Origin of the sequence: Rhizobium etli 8C-3 (assembly GCF_001908375.1) — a bacterium.
GTDB lineage: Bacteria > Pseudomonadota > Alphaproteobacteria > Rhizobiales > Rhizobiaceae > Rhizobium > Rhizobium etli_B.
The window spans coordinates 2,347,327-2,364,091 of record NZ_CP017241.1 but is presented as its reverse complement, the minus strand read 5'-3'; the positions used below and the strand labels follow the sequence as shown (position 1 = coordinate 2,364,091).

The window sequence follows — 16,765 nt, the reverse complement described above, 5'->3', positions numbered from 1 at the left end:
GATGGAGGCAGTCTTGCTACCCCATAGAATGATGAGCCCGGATGAGATTTATGCCGAGTTTAGCGAGATGCGGATCAAGCACCCGCAACAGGAGGCTGCTGTCGCTGTATTCAAGAAGTTGCGTCAGCGCATGATTGCGGCCCCGTACGCAGGGCAGACCGCGGTCAAGATGTTCGCCGGATCGCAGTCGGGAAAAACAACCACCGTCGAATGGTACATTGACAAATTCCTCGTCGATGAATGGCTGGCCGCGAAAGCGCTAACGGCTAAGACAGCCGACGAAAAAGCCTGGCTAGAAAAGACCGCAAAGCTTCCGAGACGCGAGTTGGCCAAATTGCAGACCATCGCGCTGCATGTGGAGCTGACAGGCGGCACGACGATGAGCAGTCTCATGTCGGATTTCCTGGTAGCGCTAGGTGATCCGGAACCTTACAGCGGAACCTATAGGCAAAGGCGGTACCGTGTGGAAAAGGCTCTCTCTGAACGTGGTTACCAGATCATTTTCATCGACGAAATCCAGCACCTGAAGACGCCCGCCAACACCGGTCCGGTGTCGAGAACAGACGACGCGACCGAAGTCCAGAACACCTTCAAGGGCTGGGTAAAACGATGGCCCATAGTCTTCGTCGGCACGCAACATGCCGAGAAAGTCGTTTTCGAACACCAGATAGCTACCCGTTCTCACAAGCCGATAGATTTTAGACCTTTGCATTATGGCGACCGAAAAGGTCGAAAGGACTTCGAGGACTTTTGCGGCCGGCTCAGCTTGAAAATTGTGGAGCATCGCATTTTGCCGGAAAGGCCAAGAATACTCGTCGAAGGGGATGTCCCGCTCTGTTTGAACATCGCTTCGAAAGGACGTCTGGGCGTTGTTGCAATCATCGTCCGGAATGCGCTGGAAAATATGGCTGAGAGTGGCCATGCGCAGCTCACCCGAGAACATCTCGCAACCGCCGTAGAGGACTATTCGCAAGAAATCAAACTGTGTTCTTACAACCCCTTCAGAACGGGGCCGACCTTCATTCCATCTCCCGAAGAATATGCGAAGGACGTCGCCAATGACAATTAATATCGCGAAAGGACGATACCCAAGGGCAACGCGCCCGCGGGCAGGAGAGTCGCTTGAAGGGTTTTTGCTTCGCGCGGGTTGCGAAAATGGCTTTCATCTGCGGAAATCGCTTGAGTTACTTGGAGTCGAGAACCAAGGCATTCCAATGGCACCGGGTACACTCAGCGGGCTAGGCATCACCGCCGAGGCCCTCGCGTCCCTCGTTGGGGACGAGGGAGGGCTTGGCGAGCTACAGGCGCTATCGTGGAGCCGACCATCAACCGGTCGGAGATGCCTTCCGTTTTTCGAGACATCGCTCCGATGCGGGGCTCTAACTCGATATCGTCGAGTGTCGCCGCTCGCTCTTCGGAAGTCGCCTCACTTGCGTGCGCTTTGGCAGGTGCGGGCGTTGGAGTTCGATCCAGAGACCAAAGAGTTTCTTCTGGAGAAGTGCCCCGTCTGCGATAAGAGGTTCGGGATGAGGTTTATGGGAGACGTTTGGTGTTGTGACAACTGTTGCAAAATCTCCGAAAACGGGGAGCTCATCGCCGTTGACCTTCGCCAATATCCGCAGCAGCTCGTCGACGAGCGCTATTGGAGACATCTGGACCTTGCGACAAGCCTGATCGATCCGACGAAAGAGGAAAAACGCCGGAAGGTCAGGACGAGCTTGCATGCTGATTTCGAGGATATCGACGACGGAACAATGTTCGATTTTATTTGTGCAGTGGCTCGATCGATTGCCTGCAGGGTAGACACGAAACAGACCTGGGAAGTCACCGCACCGGTATTAGCGAGTGCCGCGGAGGTCATCGAGGGCTGGCCCGAGACATTCTCCGACCTCGTTGCGCACGATCCAGGCGGCGAAAGGAACCTCTTAAACCATCCTTTGAAGTACTTATTCTACTATGTTCGGGTCCCGAACCGTCTCCGGGAGAAGATGCGCGCTATCGAACGCGGGACCCGGGTCAGGGTAATCGGTAGTCAAGCTTTCACCGCAGGCTACAAGCCGACGACCCTTAATGTCGATGAATACCTTGCACTGAGACGCTTCCGAGAGGTTGCTAGTGAAAGCACTCCGCTAGAGATGCTGCTGGCGCTGTTCCGCGCAAATCACGACGTCACGGGCTTTTGCAGGTCGTTCGGTATCGCCGTCCCCTCATTGCTCGACATGACGGACAATAGAATCTTCCCTGCCGAGCTTTGCCAGCTGGATGGTCTCCTAACATTTCCCGAAGTTGCTGCTTCGTTCCTCGCTCGGATCGTACGACAGCGATGCGGTGGCCTGCCTCCTGCGGAATCTGTCCGCCTGCCTCAGGCGGTGACAGCGCTATATACGCGAGGCGGCGATCCGTGGGCCAATGTCGTCAGGGCGTTGCTTGACGGCGATATCGAATATTGGGTTTCGCGCGAGACGCGGAGGTCTGTTTTGGAGACTATTCATATTCGAGACTTGGACGCCCTCCAGCGTGTTCTCGCTCTCGCTGAGGCGTCCCTCGACGAAGCCTATTCGCTACCAATTCTGGCCAGGGAAGCGCCTGTCTATCTTCGACTGTGGCCAGGTCAGATAACGCATATAAAGAAGATGGAAATCTTGAAGCCACCGTATACGAGGGCAATACTCGGACAGTTTGCATCATGTTACGAGAGCGGCCTTTCGGCTCGGATCAGGCTTCAATTAGAGGGGCATATCGTTTCCAAAACGCAACTCCGGGAACACCTTCTTGATGCTGGCATCAACCCAGTATTCGATGACGCGAACAAGCGTGCCATCTGGCGACGCTCGGACGTAAGCAACGCTTTCCGATCGATCATTAAGAGGTGTGTGTGATGAGTGTTTGCACTGGTCCCAGCCGGCCGATCGCCTTTACAGCTAAGGGTGGCGACGGAATAGAATCGCCATAGAGGCAGCATATTGTGATAGATCACGCGCTTGGGTGAATCGCTCTAAAGTGAGTTCCTCATTGTTGATGAACTCACATTAGAGCGAAGCAAACACTGGCCTATAGCGAAGCAGATTCAGCCACAGCGAAACGGATTCAATCAAAGCGAAATAGCTATCAGACCATATCGAACTGATTTAATTGTGAAAAGTTGTTTGAGGCGATCGTCGGTAATGCAATAAAAACCTCTATCAGATGGAGACTTGCAATACACTCCACAAGGTTCTCGGGGATATGCAGCCGAACCAGTAAAAGCAGACGGTCAACGAAGCACGGTGGGCGTCCTCAAACCCCGCCACTCTTTCTGCTCGACCGTTGAGAGCAACTCTGCGTAAGAACTGTATAATGACTGAAAGCCATCCATTAGCGTTTGCGCAATGACGATGGCTCTCGTTGCTATTCAGCGCCATCAAAGGAGGGAACCAGCATGCTGACCCACGAAGAGTTCTACGCGCTCGCGCAGGAGAGGGGAGTTCCAGCTCCATAACCTTTCGATTTCCGGAATGGGTCAGGCTGCCGACTCAATGGATCGAGGCGAAGGGCCTGTTCACAATCACACTCCCGTTAGGGTCACAGCAATCCCGTTCGCCGTATCGCCCCGCAGAAACTGCTCGTCCGTAAGGGTAAGCGACGGAACGTTTAACCTCTCGTCTGGCGGAAATTTGGGCCGGACGCCCTCGGCAAACCCGTGCGGCGTCAGGATGAATAGAATTAAGGCGGCTTCGATTAAGCGTCTCATGTAAGCACCTCCGGCTCACAGCGCTGATGGCGCTAGTAGGTTACTGGTGTTCCATCAAGCTCCGGAGGAGGAACGTCCTTCAGACGCTCACCCATCCACTCATTTGGAAGCTCGACAACCAATAGCCCGACGGCCTCGTAGGCTGTTTCTTGGGAACCGCTGGCGACGATGCAGGCTTGATCTTCTCTGCTTGGACGTCCCCGCCGAAAGAAATCGTAAATCAGGACCCAGCTGTTATCGCGATAAAGCACGAAGTGGCGGATTGTTTCACCTTGTTTGCCCTGATTGCTGTTGTTCAGGATTGCTTCTCTTTCACCCATTATCGTTACAACATAGTTCCAGACGACATCCGACTGGCCGCAAAGCAATCTCAGTTTGGCTGTGAGCATAGAACCGTTTGATTGCGGTTCTGCGCTGGCTTGGGAAAAGGTTAAAACAGCACCTAAAACGCCAATCCCAACGCATCGACCTGAAGCCGCGATGGCGGGTCCAACCATTTTCAGACGATCTCGCATGGTCCCCCCAAATCCGTGACCGGATTTTACGGGCGGCATTCTAACGTTTCGGCGTTCTTTTCCTATTTACCTAATGTGAGTAGTAATCGAACTTTCATTTTACAACTGCAGATAGCGCTTCGGAAAATCTCAAGATCGAACTGACCGATGATCGGGATGCCGGATGTGACACCACAAGAGGACGTGCTGTCGAGCGCTTCGCAAGCGATTGATAACAAGGCCGAAGGTGACGCCGCTACTGCCGTGCGACAGCAGGACGAGAGGATGAGGCTTCCCGGCATTCTTCAGCGCGGCATCCGGAGCGATGGGATGCAGCCGGAAAATCGGATGTTCAGTCGCAAGCGTTTCATTGGCGCTATCGACGGCCGGATACCACATAGTCCAGGAGAGCGGACGAGGGCCGTCGCCGGTCCAGTTCGTCCTGGTGTGGTCGAATGAGAGTCCTTCCGCGAAACCGACCGGCATTACGTCTCCTGTGCAACGAAAGAGTTCACGTCCATCTTAGGCGCTCTCCTTAACCGATCATCTGGAGCAAATTCTGTAACTGGAGATTTACCAGCTTGCAATCAGAAGGCCGCCACATCTTGGAAGTCTCGGTTGTTTTTCGTACAACGATCTCACTAACAGGGGTTGTGTTCGTGATCTTCGTGGCGCTTGGACTTCTTATTGCTCATGTTGTTTTGATCGCCACTGGTTTTGGTCTTCGCAATAGCCAGGAACAATGGGTGCTGGGCCTGATGTTCGGTTGGTATGGCTTTGCCATGCTTGGCTGCATAGCCGCCTTATGGATTCACTATAGAAAATCGACCCGGCGCACGGAGCCGTTTCGCTAGTTGCAGGGCTATTCAGATTCGAAGCCAAGTGACGCCGCGCTCGTGCTTTTTGAGACGGAACATCTCAAAGCCAACATTCGGACTGCATTGGCGGAAGCGGCTCTGGGCCCTTGGCAGCGGAGCTTTCTGTCGGACGTGCTCTCAAGGTTGGAGAAATATGGCAGCAGGACGCGGTTGAGCGACAAGCAACTGACCAGGCTGCATCAAATTCTCCGGCGTGACGGAGCAGGACATCGAGGAGCGACGCCGACATACCGCGCTGCTGTCCATCGACGCCGCTCGCAAGATCGCACACGTTCTTTCCTGTCACGACAGGCCAGATGGTGGGGCAGGAGAGTTGTCCGGGACATTGCGATCGTGGCGGCCATTGCGGTCGTCGGACTTCTCTACTCATTGTTCACCGCCGATGGGGAGTGGCAGGAAGCAAGGGCGAAGAGCGAGGCGGATGGGCCGATCGTCGCGAACATCGTGAGTTCGCTGCTGCATCCGACACGCTTCTACCGCGGCTTTTCCAAGCCGTCGGAATAGCCAGAAACTCCGAACGCAATCGATTGAGAAGTATTCTCGGACACCGAGTTTCGCAAGCTCGGCGTCCCGCTGGGTGAGCTTCTTAAAGGTATCATCGAGGCGCGTCGCTAGATCACGCTGCTGCATGTTCAGGATGTCATTAGCATTCCGCAGGTTGGCCGCCTCCTGTTCAGTGGCAAGCAGCTCCTCAACGCGCTTGAGGATGTCGTTGGCATCTTTCTCGCCCAGGGCCTCCTTGATCCGCTTGTAGGTGTCCTTTTGAAGAACGAGTTCCGCCAGTCTTCGTCATATTGGCTTTGTGCGGCCTCGGGCAGCTTGCTGACCAAGGTCGCCACCTCGGTTTTCAGCTCCTCGATCGTTCGGTCCTTCTCGCGACTGGTTTCGATGACAGCTGATTGAGGGCGTCTTCGGCTCGCGCCGCAGCGATGATCGACCGCTGGAGAGGTGACAAGCGTCCCGTTTTCCTGGATTTTGGTGACGCCGAGTTTCCATTGGCCTGGATGCCATCGACAGGGGTACTTTGGTGGCTTAGCTCTACGCTCCGCGGGCGTGTGATTGCGACGCCCGTTCACCGCCAGAGCGTGGTGGACCCATATACTGTCTGGCACTTCCATACGCGGATTTGGTAGACCAATGCCACCTATGTCACGTCGATCGGGACGGCCGAGATTTTGAATCTCGGATTGCGCGTAGGTGCTATCGCGACCTTGCGTGGGATTTTGGACCCGGAGCGATGCCTAGTCTGCAATATCGTCCGGGTAAAGCCGTCGATGGGGCCTTCGCAGACGAACGTACATCATTTGATACTTCGCACCTGCGGTAATTATCATACGATTCAAAACGCTAAATAATCACAAAAATCAGTTGCTTGCTCGAAGTTTCTCGACTACGTTTTTACATAAGAGTTCCGAAATAACCGGCCGTCGCCGGCGATACTCACCGGTCGTTTGACCTCGCTTGTGGGAGGATGATGACGTTGTTTTGTCTGACTTCGTTTGTTCGCAATGGTGTAGCGAATGCGTGATCTCATCTCGATCCGATACCGACCTACGACGGCAATCTGACGCGTCGTAAACCAACCCTTTATTCCACTTTTCTAAGATGGTGCTCCCCTGTGGCGCGCCCGAGGTTTGTTATGCAAAAGCAAGCTGTCGTATTCAATGGTCAGGAAGTCGGGATCGCGGTCCCTGTCGAAAACCGCCTCAAATTCATCGCGGTCCGCTTCAATGTCATCGACTTGGACAACAGGCTCTTTGACACGGTAACCGAAATCCGGCGCGCCATTACAGAGCATCTCGCGTCCAGCGGTCGCGCGATCACCTCTCACTGAGTGGCAAGAGATATTCTTCTACGTCATGCGGCGTCCGTCATCGGAGGCCGACATGAACGCAATCCCCATCTGCTTCACAACGCTGCCCGATTACGAGAACTCAAAGGTAAAGAATGGTTGACGAACGAGCATCAGCCGAGCCGGGTTCAATGCCCCACGTCTCAACCATGATACTCCCGAACACCGTCATCGAACTGAATTCTCTCGTGACTCCGAGGTCGGTTGTCGTGTTGATGTCCGATTGAGGTTCCTTGGGCCCAGCAAGCTGATGCTCAGGGCTCTTGCTTCCTACTCACGAACCTCAAGCTTGTCGCCACCCGCTTGGAAGCATGCGCTTTTGTGTCAGTCCCTTCCTGAAGGCCCAAAATCGCCGCCCAAGATCATGACTGGAACAATGCCATGTCATCCCTTGTTAGCTTAGGAGAAGAGGACAAGGCCATGCCCAGAATCCTAAATTCGCACCGGATTGTTGCTTCGTCGGATCTGACCTTGCTGCCGAGGCGCTTTATTCGACGCCCAGAATCATTTTTTCGTGAAACGGTGAATGGTTTTTTCGGGCGACTCGGTTTTCCAGGCCTTCTCATGAAGCAGTTTGAATTGATCGTATAGTCGGCACTGACAAACGTGACGCAGAGGCGAAACAGTCCCGAGAATCGACTATCCCGTGCACACATCGGGCGCCGGAGGCGATGGCTGGAAGGACGACCTTTGAAGGGCGGTCTGCACGCCCCCGGTTTCGTTGCGCAGGCTATCCTCAGCGAGCGCAAGGCCCGCTTCGCGGCGCAAGTACCACACATCTATTGGAAGCCGACGTCCCGGCAGTGCCACCGCACTCTGCGATATCCAGAGGGCAGGTGGAACGGGGTTCTGGAGCTGGGCCATCAGGGCCGACGACACGACGAGCGGCGCATCGAATGATTTGGCCAGAGACTCCAGGCGCTGGGCGACGTTAACCGCATCACCGATTACGGTAAACTCGCTATGGCATCCGCTGTCCAGGACGCCGCCGACGACCGTGCCGCAGTGCAAGCCAATACCTGCGTCGAGGCCAGGGTAACCACTGTGGTTCTTCCAATCGCTGAGCGCATCGACGAGATCAAGCGCGCATGCCAAGGCGCGGTCTGCGTCGTCTTCTCTGGGGGAGGGTTGGCCGAAGACCGCCATGACCCCGTCGCCAATAAACTTATCGACGGTCCCGCCGTGCTCAAAAATGGTGCCCGAAACAAGGTGCCGGTATTCCCCCAGAACCCAGGCCAGTTCGCGTGCTGGCGCAGTCTCGGCAAAGCTTGTGAAATTTCGCAAATCAACGAACATGATCGCCGCGTTGCGACGTTCGAGATCGAGAGCCGAACTGCCTTCCTCAAGGTCCGCGACCACGAGCGGCGAGAAGAACCTCGAAAGGTTGAGACGTCGCTCATCCGCTCGCAGCGCTTCCTTGCGCGTCCGGTCGTGGTCCTTCGCGAGAAGATAGATTGCAAAGGCGGTGAAGCCAAAGCTGACCGTGAGACCCAGGTCCTGATTGAAGAACGATGCGATCAACGACACCGTGTCAGCCGTATGATGCCTCGCAGCAGTGATAGCCAGCATGGTGATCCACGAAAAGAGGACGAGGCTGGAGAAGATAAGGACCAGCCGCCGATCCAGCTTGAGGCCTACATGGGTGAGCAGGATAAATGCCACCACCAAGCTGGTTGTCGTCAAATTGTGGTTTTCGGTAACCGGCTCGCCAAGGATGTGCCCATATAAAATTAAGACGACCAGCAAGGAGTCGAGTACGACAAAGAGGGTTTTCAACCAAGAGCGATCAGGAAGGAATCGCGCTGTTGCGACGGAAGTGATGCTGATGACGAGATAGCTGACGACAACGATTAAGTGCGTCCTTCCGGCGCCTTCGTTGCCGCCTAGCAAGAGGTTGGCGAGAAGAATCGCGAACGCGACAAAGCGCAGAAGGATCGAACGAATTTCTCGCGCGTAGTCCCATTGAGCGCCGTTTGCAGATTTCATGGCGGTCTTTACCTGGCTTTTCGATCACGCCTTGCCTGCTTTGCGGCGGAAGCGTCTTTTTTGTGACGACGGTGTCGCGAGTTAGAGGAACATGGACCTTTCCAAGGTTGGAAGGTCAAGGCGAACGACGTCTTTGGCGGCCGCTGCCGTTTATCTCTCGCCGTTCCTTTGACGACTGATTACTTTGCCATCTTCAGCCACGATGCGCAGCCCACTCATGTCAACTTCAAAACTGTGCCGAGCCGTACGCTCGTTTCCTTTGGGATATCGAACACACGCCAATCGTATCCCGCTTACCCGACAGCGCCCCGCCGCACACGAGCTGACAACACTGTCCGGTTGGACGACAGAGCTTCGCATTGGCCATCTGTCGACGTCCGTAGCTTTCTCAGCCAAGACATCGGGTTTCGATTTTGTCGTGCCATAAATGGAAATGTCGTCAGAACAGATTTTCGAGGTGAGCGCGAGCAGATCGCTTTTGGGCAGCGAGCTTGCCGTGATGACGCCCAGGACGACATAGGTAATCCCTCCCATGACGGGAAGGTCAAGGGCTCCTGTTAGCGATGGTTTCAGAAGTTGCTTAGGACGCGAACGCAGGCGAGAATGCGGCGTTGCTAGCGATCAAATCTTCGGGCCATGGAGAGAGATGTGAGGCTGCGAGAGATTTTGGATAAAGCACCGGCCACCGTTGCGTTCATAGATATCGCGGGGTTCAGCGCGATTGCGGATGTTTATGGAGACGCAGCCGCGCTTGACGTGCTTGAGGTATTCGAGAGCATGGTCCGCGACGCCCTGAGCGGCTATGAGCCTCCGATTAAATGGATCGGTGATGAGGCAATGCTCTCATTTCGCGAGCCCGATACAGCGATCCAGGTACTCGGAGCGTTGTTGCAGGCATGCCGCAAGGAGCCACGGCTACCCCTCACTCGGGCGGGGCTGAACCATGGGCCGGTCATCCGCAGAGCAGGCGATCTCTTTGGCACGACTGTCAACATTGCAGCACGAATCGCCGCGCTCGCATCGCCTGGTCAATTACTTGCCACTCAACCCGTTGCCGAGGCGGCTATTGCCAGAGGCATTCTAGTGCGAGACCTCGGAATGATGGCGCTGAGATCGGTAGCCGGGGAAGTCCATCTCTATGAGATCGAGCTTGCTCCGTCGGCTGATCCAGCCTGGATCGATCCTGTGTGCAAGATGCATGCACCATACTCATCCTATAAGCGGGCCGCCCCGCAGGGGCCGTGGTTTTGTTCGCCACGTTGTGAAGAAGCATATCGACGGTCGCCGCAGACCTATGAGTTGCCCCGGTGACAGTAAGCGGATGGAGACACTTGTTTAATTTGGCGGCCCGCTACGGAAATCAAATGTGCATGAAGCTAGACGGCTAGGCGAGCGCGAGCTTGATGCCGTCTTCAAGGACAGGTCAGTTGCGGAAAGCCAACTACGGACCGTTGTGATGGCAAAAGCGGGCTCCACCCTCATTAAGGCGCAAACCCGTAGGGCCTTGCTGGCGCCCTACGCATACGCACAGCGAAACAATCCGGCTCCGCGTCGCCTCGATCGACACGCAGGTCAAGTACGACATGACCGACCCGTTCAACACCCATTACATGCGTGCAGTGTAAAACCTCGGCTACGGGAGAATTGCGGGCGGCAGCCTCTGGAAAGAAGCTGTCTTTCACTAACGAGCCAAGGGGCGTTCAGCCGCAATAACCCGTTCTTTTATCTCTCATTGCTTTGGCTGCTCTGTTTGAGCCGGGTTGTCATATAGCGGAAGCGAGGCAAATTCCTTTGTCCGACAAAGCAGTTCGTCGACTGAGGAAGCTCACACGATGAGCAAAGACGCAGTCGAGGGAAGTACACCGGGCAAATCTCCGCCAGAGCACTTACCACAGATCGTATTTCAGCGGGCTGACACAAGACCAAACGCCTGCAGCCCAACGTTCAGCGGCGTCCCATCAGACGTGTCCGGATCGCGTTCGAGACGGCATCGAAGGCAAACACGACAATCAGAATCAGGAGCACCATGTAGCCGACGTTTTCCCAGTCCTGGTTGGTGCGCATCGCCTCCCACAGTTTGAGGCCGATTCCTCCCGCCCCGACGGCGCCGATGATCGTCGCTGAGCGCGTGTTGGACTCCCAGAAGTAGAGGGCCTGCGACGCAAAGACAGGAAGTACCTGCGGCAGGACACCGAACCGCTGTACCGCAATCGGCGACGCTCCGACGGAGCGGACGCCTTCCCGCTGCTTCTCGTCGATGTTCTCGAGTGATTCCGAATACAGTTTGCCCAGCGTCCCGGTGTCTGTGAAGAAGATCGCCGAGATGCCGGCCAGGGGGCCGGGCCCGAAGCCGCGTGTGAAGAAAAGCGCCCAGATCAGCATGTCGACGGAGCGAAGGAAGTCGAAGGACCTCTTCGTCACGTGGTTTGCAACACCGTTGCGCGTGATGTTGCGTGCTGCGACGAATGCCAGGGGAAAAGCGACGAGCGAAGCGAACAGAGTCCCGACGAACGCCATCACGATGGTCTGCAGGAGCTTGGTCCATACGTCGAGGTGCTGCCATTCGCTGTTGTAGAGGATGTTGTTCCAGGCGAGAGCCAGGTTGCTCCGCTCCGGGTCGATGCGGGGACCGCCGAAAATGAGGCTCGCAACCTCGGAATATGGCTTCCCAAAAAAGGGAGACCGCGTGTCGAACAGGAAATTCGCCCATCCGAGAAACCGCTTGTGGACCTTGACGTCGTTCGTCGTGACTTCCGCCCAGCCGGCGAATCCGAAGCTGGCGATGATCTTCTCGCCCGGCCGCCTCTGCGACGCCCAGTCCGGAAGGGGGGCGTCGATGCGAATGTCCGATCTACCCATCGGCACGACGACCGTTTCAGCACCTCTCGTCAACACCGCCTTATTGGCAGTCATTTCTATCGAGGAATTGCTGCTCATGGCGATCCGCGCCCGTGTAACAACCTCCTCGGTGACGGTTGCCGGAGCGGTCGCCGCCGGGGCCTGCGGGGGCGATTCGGGCCCTTTAGGTGCGGACGATCCCATGGCAGCACCGGGAACCATCAGCGATATGCAGCTTTTCGGCGTCGTCTGCGGCTCGGACAGGCTGACCGTCGGTGTGGCCGTGCCGGTCTGATGGGTTACGACGGACTTTTCGGTCTCCACCCAGCCGGGGTTCGGATCTTCGCCAAGCGGATCGAACCGCGAATAGGAAATCTTCATGGTCCCGTCGGCTGCCATGTCGATCTCCGGGCGAACCTCGTAGGAGATCCAGTCGGCAAGATAGGTGCCGGCGATCGAGTAGTCGGCCTGAGAGAAGACCTTTCCGAACGCGAAGAACCAGAATGAGAACGCTACATATGCGGCAGCGAGAATGACGAGAAGAGGCGCGCGGTAGGGGCGCAGCGAGGTCCTGTCGAAGAACTGCGGGTGGCGCGCGGCGATGTCGGCCTTTTGGACGGGCGAAAGCGTGTTCATCGATGCAACCTCATGCGACGGTGCGGAACGACTGCTCGCCGACCAGCTTTCTACGCAGCCATGCGGAGAACTGGTCGACGGCAATGATGGTGCAGAAGAGGAGGAATACGATCGCAAGAGTCTTGGCCGGATGACCCTGTCCGATCGAAAGCCTGAGAAGTTCGCCGATACCGCCGCCGCCGACCGCTCCGATGATGGTGGACGCCCGCACGTTGATCTCGAGCCTCAGGAGGAAATAGCTCACGAAGTTGGGCATGACCTGCGGCACCATTCCAAACCAGACCCGTTCAAGCCAGGTCGCGCCGACGGCCCGCAGGCCTTCATCAGGGCGCATGTCGGCGTTCTCCACCACCTCGAAGAACATCTTTCCGAGCGCTCCGGTGGTGTGGACGGATAGTGCGATGATCGCCGGGACCGGCCCGAGCGAGAGGATCGCCAGGCAAAAGCCCGCGATGACGACCTCGGGAAACGCCCGCAGGATCTCCATGAAACGGCGCACCGCTCCACGGACATAGGCATTCGGCATCATGTTTTTGGCAGCGAAGAAGCACAGTGCAAATCCCAGGCAGAAGCCGACGCCCGTGGAGAAGATGGCGATGTTCACCGTCTCGACGATCTTTTCGACATATTCCGGAACGTAGAGGGTCTGCGTGACGTAGAACCGGCCCTCGGGATAGTCGTACTTCTGGCTGCCGTCGTAATAGGGGGAAGGGAGATCGAGCAGGGCGCGCGCCGGCTCCCACGCGTCACGCGGCACGAGGTCCCCCACGAAGTCTGCCAGATAGGGTAGGCGGTCCCAAAACTTGCCCGCGTTGGTCTCATTGGCGAACCACACCGAACCCGCTGTGAAGACGACGACGAGAAACAAGGCAAGGAATGTCTGGCCGCGGCGCCGGGAGGCAAGTTCGTGCCAGTGCCGCTCGATCATGTTTGCGGATTCACTCGGGAAGTGGCGCAGCGCGGTGTCGCTCATAGTCAACCTTCGAACGTGGGATATGGCAAAGCCGCCGGAGGGAACCGGCGGCTTTGCGGGAGGAAACGGCATCAGCCGCCAATGGCTGCCTTGCGGACGTCGACGATCGGCTTGTAGAAATCGACGTTGACTTCGGTAAAGCCCTTGAAATCGCCCCCCTGAATTGCCGAGAAGCAGGCCGGATCCGACTTCGGCAGGTCCATCATGAACGCCTTGAATTTGGCCTTCATGTCTTCGTTCAGCGAGGAACGCACGACGACTGGGCCATTCGGGATGAGCGGCGACTTCCAGAGCTCGACGAGGTCGTCCATGTTCAAGATGCCCTTGTCGACCATCTTGCGAAGGTTACCGGAGCTGTAGCCATCCTTGAACTCGCCCACGCCCGAGGCCCAGGTCGTGCCCGCATCGAAGTTGCCTTTTACGACTTCCAAGACGAGATTTTCGTGGCCGCCGCCAAAACCGGTGGAGGAGAAGTATTCCTTGACCGGAGCGCCAGTGGCTTCAGGCAGTGTGACGAGGGGAACGAGGTAGCCGGAAGTCGAGTCAGGATCGGCAAAGCCGAGCTTCTTGCCCTTCATTTCTTCGAGCTTCTTGATGCCGCTGTCCTTGCGGGCGACCATGACCGAGTAGTAGCCGGTTGCGCCGTCGGTCTGCACGGTCGTCAGGATCGGCTCGACGGCCTTGGGATTGGCGAGATAGACCTTGGCATAGGCCGATGCGCCCAGTTCTGCGTAGTCTAGCGTGCCGCCGAGCAGGCCCTGGACAACGCCGTCGTAGTCAGCTGCCGGGAAGAAGGAGTCCTTCTCGACGCCGATTGCTGCAGGAAGCTTTTCAGACAGGCATTGGAAATTGCGCAGCCGGTCAGCTTCGTTTTCGCCTCCCAGAATGCCAACCCGGAATTCCTTGAGATTTTCGGCTGCGGCAGCGCCGGCAAGCGCTAGAAGCGCTGTCGCGGCGAAGAGTGCTTTCTTTACCATGGTTCTCTCCTGATTGACCGGTTTCCCGGTGTCTTGCTGTTGCGAAGAAGTTTGCTTGTCGACGCGGGCGGTCGATCGCCGCCCTTTCTCACAGACCCGCCAGGGCGACGGGTTGCCGGGCGGCGGATGCTTGAGCGGTGGCTGGCCCGGGCATGTTGATCGAGGTGGAGGTCATTGTTTCGTCGATGCCGGCGCCATCGCTGTCGGTGCCGTAGATTTCCTTGACCGCAGCCGCTGTCAGCTCGGAAGGCTTACCGTCGAAAACGATGCGGCCGGCGGCCATGCCGACGATGCGTTCACAGTAATTGCGCGCCGTATCGAGCGTATGCAGGTTGGTGATGACGGTGATGCCCTCGCGCTCGTTGATGTCGCGCAGCGCATCCATGACGATCTTGGCATTCAGCGGGTCGAGCGAGGCGATCGGCTCGTCGGCGAGGACCATCTTCGGGTTCTGCATCAGGGCACGCGCGATGGCCACGCGCTGCTGCTGGCCGCCGGAGAGCGTACCGGCCGTTTGTAGCGCCGTCTGTTCGATGCCGAGGCGCTCCAGAGCCGCAATCGCATGAATACGCTCGTCGCGGCTGAAGATGCTGAGGATGCTCAGCATGGTCGGGCGGTGATTGAGGCGGCCGAGCATGACATTGGTCAAAACGTCGAGGCGAGGGACGAGATTGAACTGCTGGAAGATCATCGCACAATCGCGCTGCCAGTTGCGCAGGGCTTGGCCACGCAGAGCAGAGACCTCGACGCCGCAGAATTGGATGGAACCGGAAGTCGGCTCCTGCAGGCGGTTGATCATGCGCAGAAGTGTGGATTTGCCGGCGCCCGAGCGGCCGATGATGCCCACCATTTGGCCCTGCGGTATTCTCAGGTTCGTCTGGTCGACCGCGGTTTTGCCACCGAACCGCCGGGTCAAATCCGTTATTTCCAGCATTGGCGCGTCCCTCGTCATTGCGTCTGAGGGGACATATGCCGCGTTCGTAACGGTGGAATGTCGGTTTTATGTCACTTTTATAATGTTTGCCGATTTTCTCCTGGCTGCACGACGGATAATGGATGTGTTGGCCAGCTCTTATCTGCTTGGAGGCCGGAACCGTCCGGCTAAGATTTGAAATCAGATGGAAACTGCCGAGAAGACGTTGACTCTATTTGGCTAATTTGATCTTGGTTCGATGCTCGAAATCCGCCCTCGCTGGCGCAGCCGGCAAGCATTGCCGATGCCTTCCTTCCCGCACGATGAATTGATACAAAACTGTCACAAAACTGTTACGTGGTGCCTATAGAGGGGAGCCGACGCCGAAGCGTCATCGTTACATTCTACGGGAGAGTATCCATGAACAAATATCTCGGAAGCTGCGCAGTCGCCGCTATTTTGCTGGCAACCGCAGGCGTCGCATCGGCTCGCGATCAGATCAAGATCGTCGGCTCCTCCACCGTGTTTCCCTACACTCAAGCAGTTGCTGAAGAGTTTGCCAACAAGACTGGCAAGCCCGCTCCGGTCGTCGAGTCCACCGGCACGGGCGGCGGCTTCAAGGCCTTCTGCGGTGGCGTCGGCGAAGACTTCGCAGATATCACGGGCGCTTCCCGCGCAATCAAGGAATCGGAAGTCAAGCTCTGCGCCGGCAACGGCGTGACCGACATCACCGAAGCTCTCATTGGTTATGACGGCCTGTCTGTCGCCGTATCCAGGTCCAATACCGGCGACTGGAACCTGACCAAGGGGCAGATCTTCCAGGCGCTCGCCGCGCAGCTTCCCGATGGTAAGGGCGGCCTGACTGCCAACCCGAACAAGAAGTGGTCGGACATCGACAAGTCCCTCCCGGACGTCGATATCGTCGCCTTCGGACCGCCGCCGACCTCCGGTACCCGTGACGCATTCGTCGAACTGGTTATGCATCCGGGCTGCGAGAAGACCCCAGGCATGGCTGACCTCAAGAAAGCCGACGAGAAAAAATACACGGAAGCCTGCTCGCGCATGCGTCAGGACGGCCCGTTCATCGAAGCCGGCGAAAACGACAATCTCATCGTTCAGCGTCTTGAATCCGATCCGAACTCGGTCGGCATCTTCGGCTATTCGTTCCTCTATGAGAACGAAGACAAGCTCAAGGATATCAAGATCGAAGGCGTCGAGGCAAGCTTCGAGACCATCAAGGACGGCTCTTATCCGGTATCCCGACCGCTCTTCATCTATGTCAAGAATGCGCATCGCGACGTCATCCCTGGCATGAAGGAGTTCCTGGAAGAATATACTTCCAAATCTTCGATGGGCGAGGACGGCTACCTTGCTGAACGCGGTCTGACGCCTCTCGACGAATCCAAGCGTGCGGAAGTCGAGAAGGCTGTCATGGCAGCCAAGAAGCTCGGCTCGTAATATCGAACTTCACCGGCCGCCTGCGCAGCC

The 16,765-nt window shown here is 56.9% G+C and carries 14 protein-coding genes and 1 pseudogene; 7 read left to right on the top strand and 8 right to left on the bottom strand.

What is annotated here, in order from left to right:
- Positions 1–13: 13 nt before the first annotated feature.
- Complete coding sequence (locus AM571_RS11995; RefSeq protein ID WP_196776274.1) at positions 14–1,069, top strand: ATP-binding protein; 1,056 nt, start codon at positions 14–16, stop codon at positions 1,067–1,069.
- A 388-nt stretch (positions 1,070–1,457) separates the two neighbouring features.
- Positions 1,458–2,879: a hypothetical protein gene (locus AM571_RS11990; RefSeq protein ID WP_155774436.1), complete on the top strand. Its 1,422-nt coding sequence runs from the start codon at positions 1,458–1,460 to the stop codon at positions 2,877–2,879.
- Between the two features lie 665 nt (positions 2,880–3,544).
- Here the strand turns inward: AM571_RS11990 and AM571_RS11985 are convergent.
- From AM571_RS11985 to AM571_RS36205, 3 genes are all read right to left on the bottom strand, one after another.
- Complete coding sequence (locus AM571_RS11985) at positions 3,545–3,730, bottom strand: hypothetical protein (protein ID WP_074061592.1); 186 nt, start codon at positions 3,728–3,730, stop codon at positions 3,545–3,547.
- Positions 3,731–3,762: 32 nt separating this feature from the next.
- Positions 3,763–4,245, bottom strand: a complete 483-nt coding sequence (locus AM571_RS11980) for a hypothetical protein (protein ID WP_132550308.1) — start codon at positions 4,243–4,245, stop codon at positions 3,763–3,765.
- Positions 4,246–4,374: 129 nt separating this feature from the next.
- Positions 4,375–4,710, bottom strand: coding sequence for a hypothetical protein (locus AM571_RS36205; protein ID WP_155774435.1), 336 nt, complete (start codon positions 4,708–4,710; stop codon positions 4,375–4,377).
- A gap of 95 nt (positions 4,711–4,805) precedes the next feature.
- Between AM571_RS36205 and AM571_RS11970 the strand changes: the two genes are divergently transcribed.
- The 3 genes and pseudogenes from AM571_RS11970 to AM571_RS11960 all read left to right on the top strand — a co-directional run bounded on the left by AM571_RS11970 (position 4,806) and on the right by AM571_RS11960 (position 6,936).
- Positions 4,806–5,078 (top strand): hypothetical protein, encoded by a 273-nt coding sequence (locus AM571_RS11970; RefSeq protein WP_237358479.1) that lies wholly within the window; start codon positions 4,806–4,808, stop codon positions 5,076–5,078.
- Positions 5,079–5,474: 396 nt separating this feature from the next.
- Positions 5,475–5,606: pseudogene (locus AM571_RS11965) on the top strand (NIPSNAP family protein); the annotation flags it as partial.
- Between the two features lie 1,135 nt (positions 5,607–6,741).
- On the top strand, positions 6,742–6,936 hold the full coding sequence (locus tag AM571_RS11960; protein ID WP_003577126.1) for a hypothetical protein: 195 nt from the start codon (positions 6,742–6,744) through the stop codon (positions 6,934–6,936).
- Positions 6,937–7,593: 657 nt separating this feature from the next.
- Here AM571_RS11960 and AM571_RS11955 read toward each other — a convergent pair.
- Positions 7,594–8,940, bottom strand: coding sequence for an adenylate/guanylate cyclase domain-containing protein (locus AM571_RS11955; RefSeq protein ID WP_074061589.1), 1,347 nt, complete (start codon positions 8,938–8,940; stop codon positions 7,594–7,596).
- Positions 8,941–9,606: 666 nt separating this feature from the next.
- Between AM571_RS11955 and AM571_RS11950 the strand changes: the two genes are divergently transcribed.
- Positions 9,607–10,251, top strand: a complete 645-nt coding sequence (locus AM571_RS11950) for an adenylate/guanylate cyclase domain-containing protein (RefSeq protein WP_237358478.1) — start codon at positions 9,607–9,609, stop codon at positions 10,249–10,251.
- 633 nt (positions 10,252–10,884) lie between these two features.
- Here AM571_RS11950 and phnE (AM571_RS11945) read toward each other — a convergent pair.
- The 4 genes from phnE (AM571_RS11945) to phnC all read right to left on the bottom strand — a co-directional run bounded on the left by phnE (AM571_RS11945) (position 10,885) and on the right by phnC (position 15,298).
- The gene (phnE, locus tag AM571_RS11945; protein ID WP_074061587.1) at positions 10,885–12,414 is read right to left on the bottom strand and encodes a phosphonate ABC transporter, permease protein PhnE; all 1,530 of its coding nucleotides are present in this window, start codon (positions 12,412–12,414) and stop codon (positions 10,885–10,887) included.
- A gap of 10 nt (positions 12,415–12,424) precedes the next feature.
- Entirely contained in the window at positions 12,425–13,387 is a 963-nt protein-coding gene (gene phnE, locus AM571_RS11940) for a phosphonate ABC transporter, permease protein PhnE (protein ID WP_074061586.1), read from the bottom strand.
- Positions 13,388–13,458: 71 nt separating this feature from the next.
- Positions 13,459–14,364 (bottom strand): phosphonate ABC transporter substrate-binding protein, encoded by a 906-nt coding sequence (phnD, locus tag AM571_RS11935; RefSeq protein WP_074061585.1) that lies wholly within the window; start codon positions 14,362–14,364, stop codon positions 13,459–13,461.
- An 88-nt stretch (positions 14,365–14,452) separates the two neighbouring features.
- Entirely contained in the window at positions 14,453–15,298 is an 846-nt protein-coding gene (gene phnC, locus AM571_RS11930) for a phosphonate ABC transporter ATP-binding protein (protein WP_074061584.1), read from the bottom strand.
- Positions 15,299–15,697: 399 nt separating this feature from the next.
- On the opposite strand from phnC, the gene AM571_RS11925 reads away from it, so the two are divergent.
- Positions 15,698–16,735 (top strand): PstS family phosphate ABC transporter substrate-binding protein, encoded by a 1,038-nt coding sequence (locus tag AM571_RS11925; RefSeq protein ID WP_074061583.1) that lies wholly within the window; start codon positions 15,698–15,700, stop codon positions 16,733–16,735.
- Positions 16,736–16,765: the final 30 nt, after the last annotated feature.

Coding starts and splice junctions, on each gene's coding strand:
- phnC (WP_074061584.1), bottom strand. CDS start 15,298: ATGCTGGAAATAACGGATTTGACCCGGCGGTTCGGTGGCAAAACCGCG.
- AM571_RS11980 (WP_132550308.1), bottom strand. CDS start 4,245: ATGCGAGATCGTCTGAAAATGGTTGGACCCGCCATCGCGGCTTCAGGT.
- AM571_RS11925 (WP_074061583.1), top strand. CDS start 15,698: ATGAACAAATATCTCGGAAGCTGCGCAGTCGCCGCTATTTTGCTGGCA.
- AM571_RS36205 (WP_155774435.1), bottom strand. CDS start 4,710: ATGCCGGTCGGTTTCGCGGAAGGACTCTCATTCGACCACACCAGGACG.
- AM571_RS11985 (WP_074061592.1), bottom strand. CDS start 3,730: ATGAGACGCTTAATCGAAGCCGCCTTAATTCTATTCATCCTGACGCCG.
- AM571_RS11960 (WP_003577126.1), top strand. CDS start 6,742: ATGCAAAAGCAAGCTGTCGTATTCAATGGTCAGGAAGTCGGGATCGCG.
- phnD (WP_074061585.1), bottom strand. CDS start 14,364: ATGGTAAAGAAAGCACTCTTCGCCGCGACAGCGCTTCTAGCGCTTGCC.
- AM571_RS11955 (WP_074061589.1), bottom strand. CDS start 8,940: ATGAAATCTGCAAACGGCGCTCAATGGGACTACGCGCGAGAAATTCGT.
- phnE (WP_074061587.1), bottom strand. CDS start 12,414: ATGAACACGCTTTCGCCCGTCCAAAAGGCCGACATCGCCGCGCGCCAC.
- phnE (WP_074061586.1), bottom strand. CDS start 13,387: ATGAGCGACACCGCGCTGCGCCACTTCCCGAGTGAATCCGCAAACATG.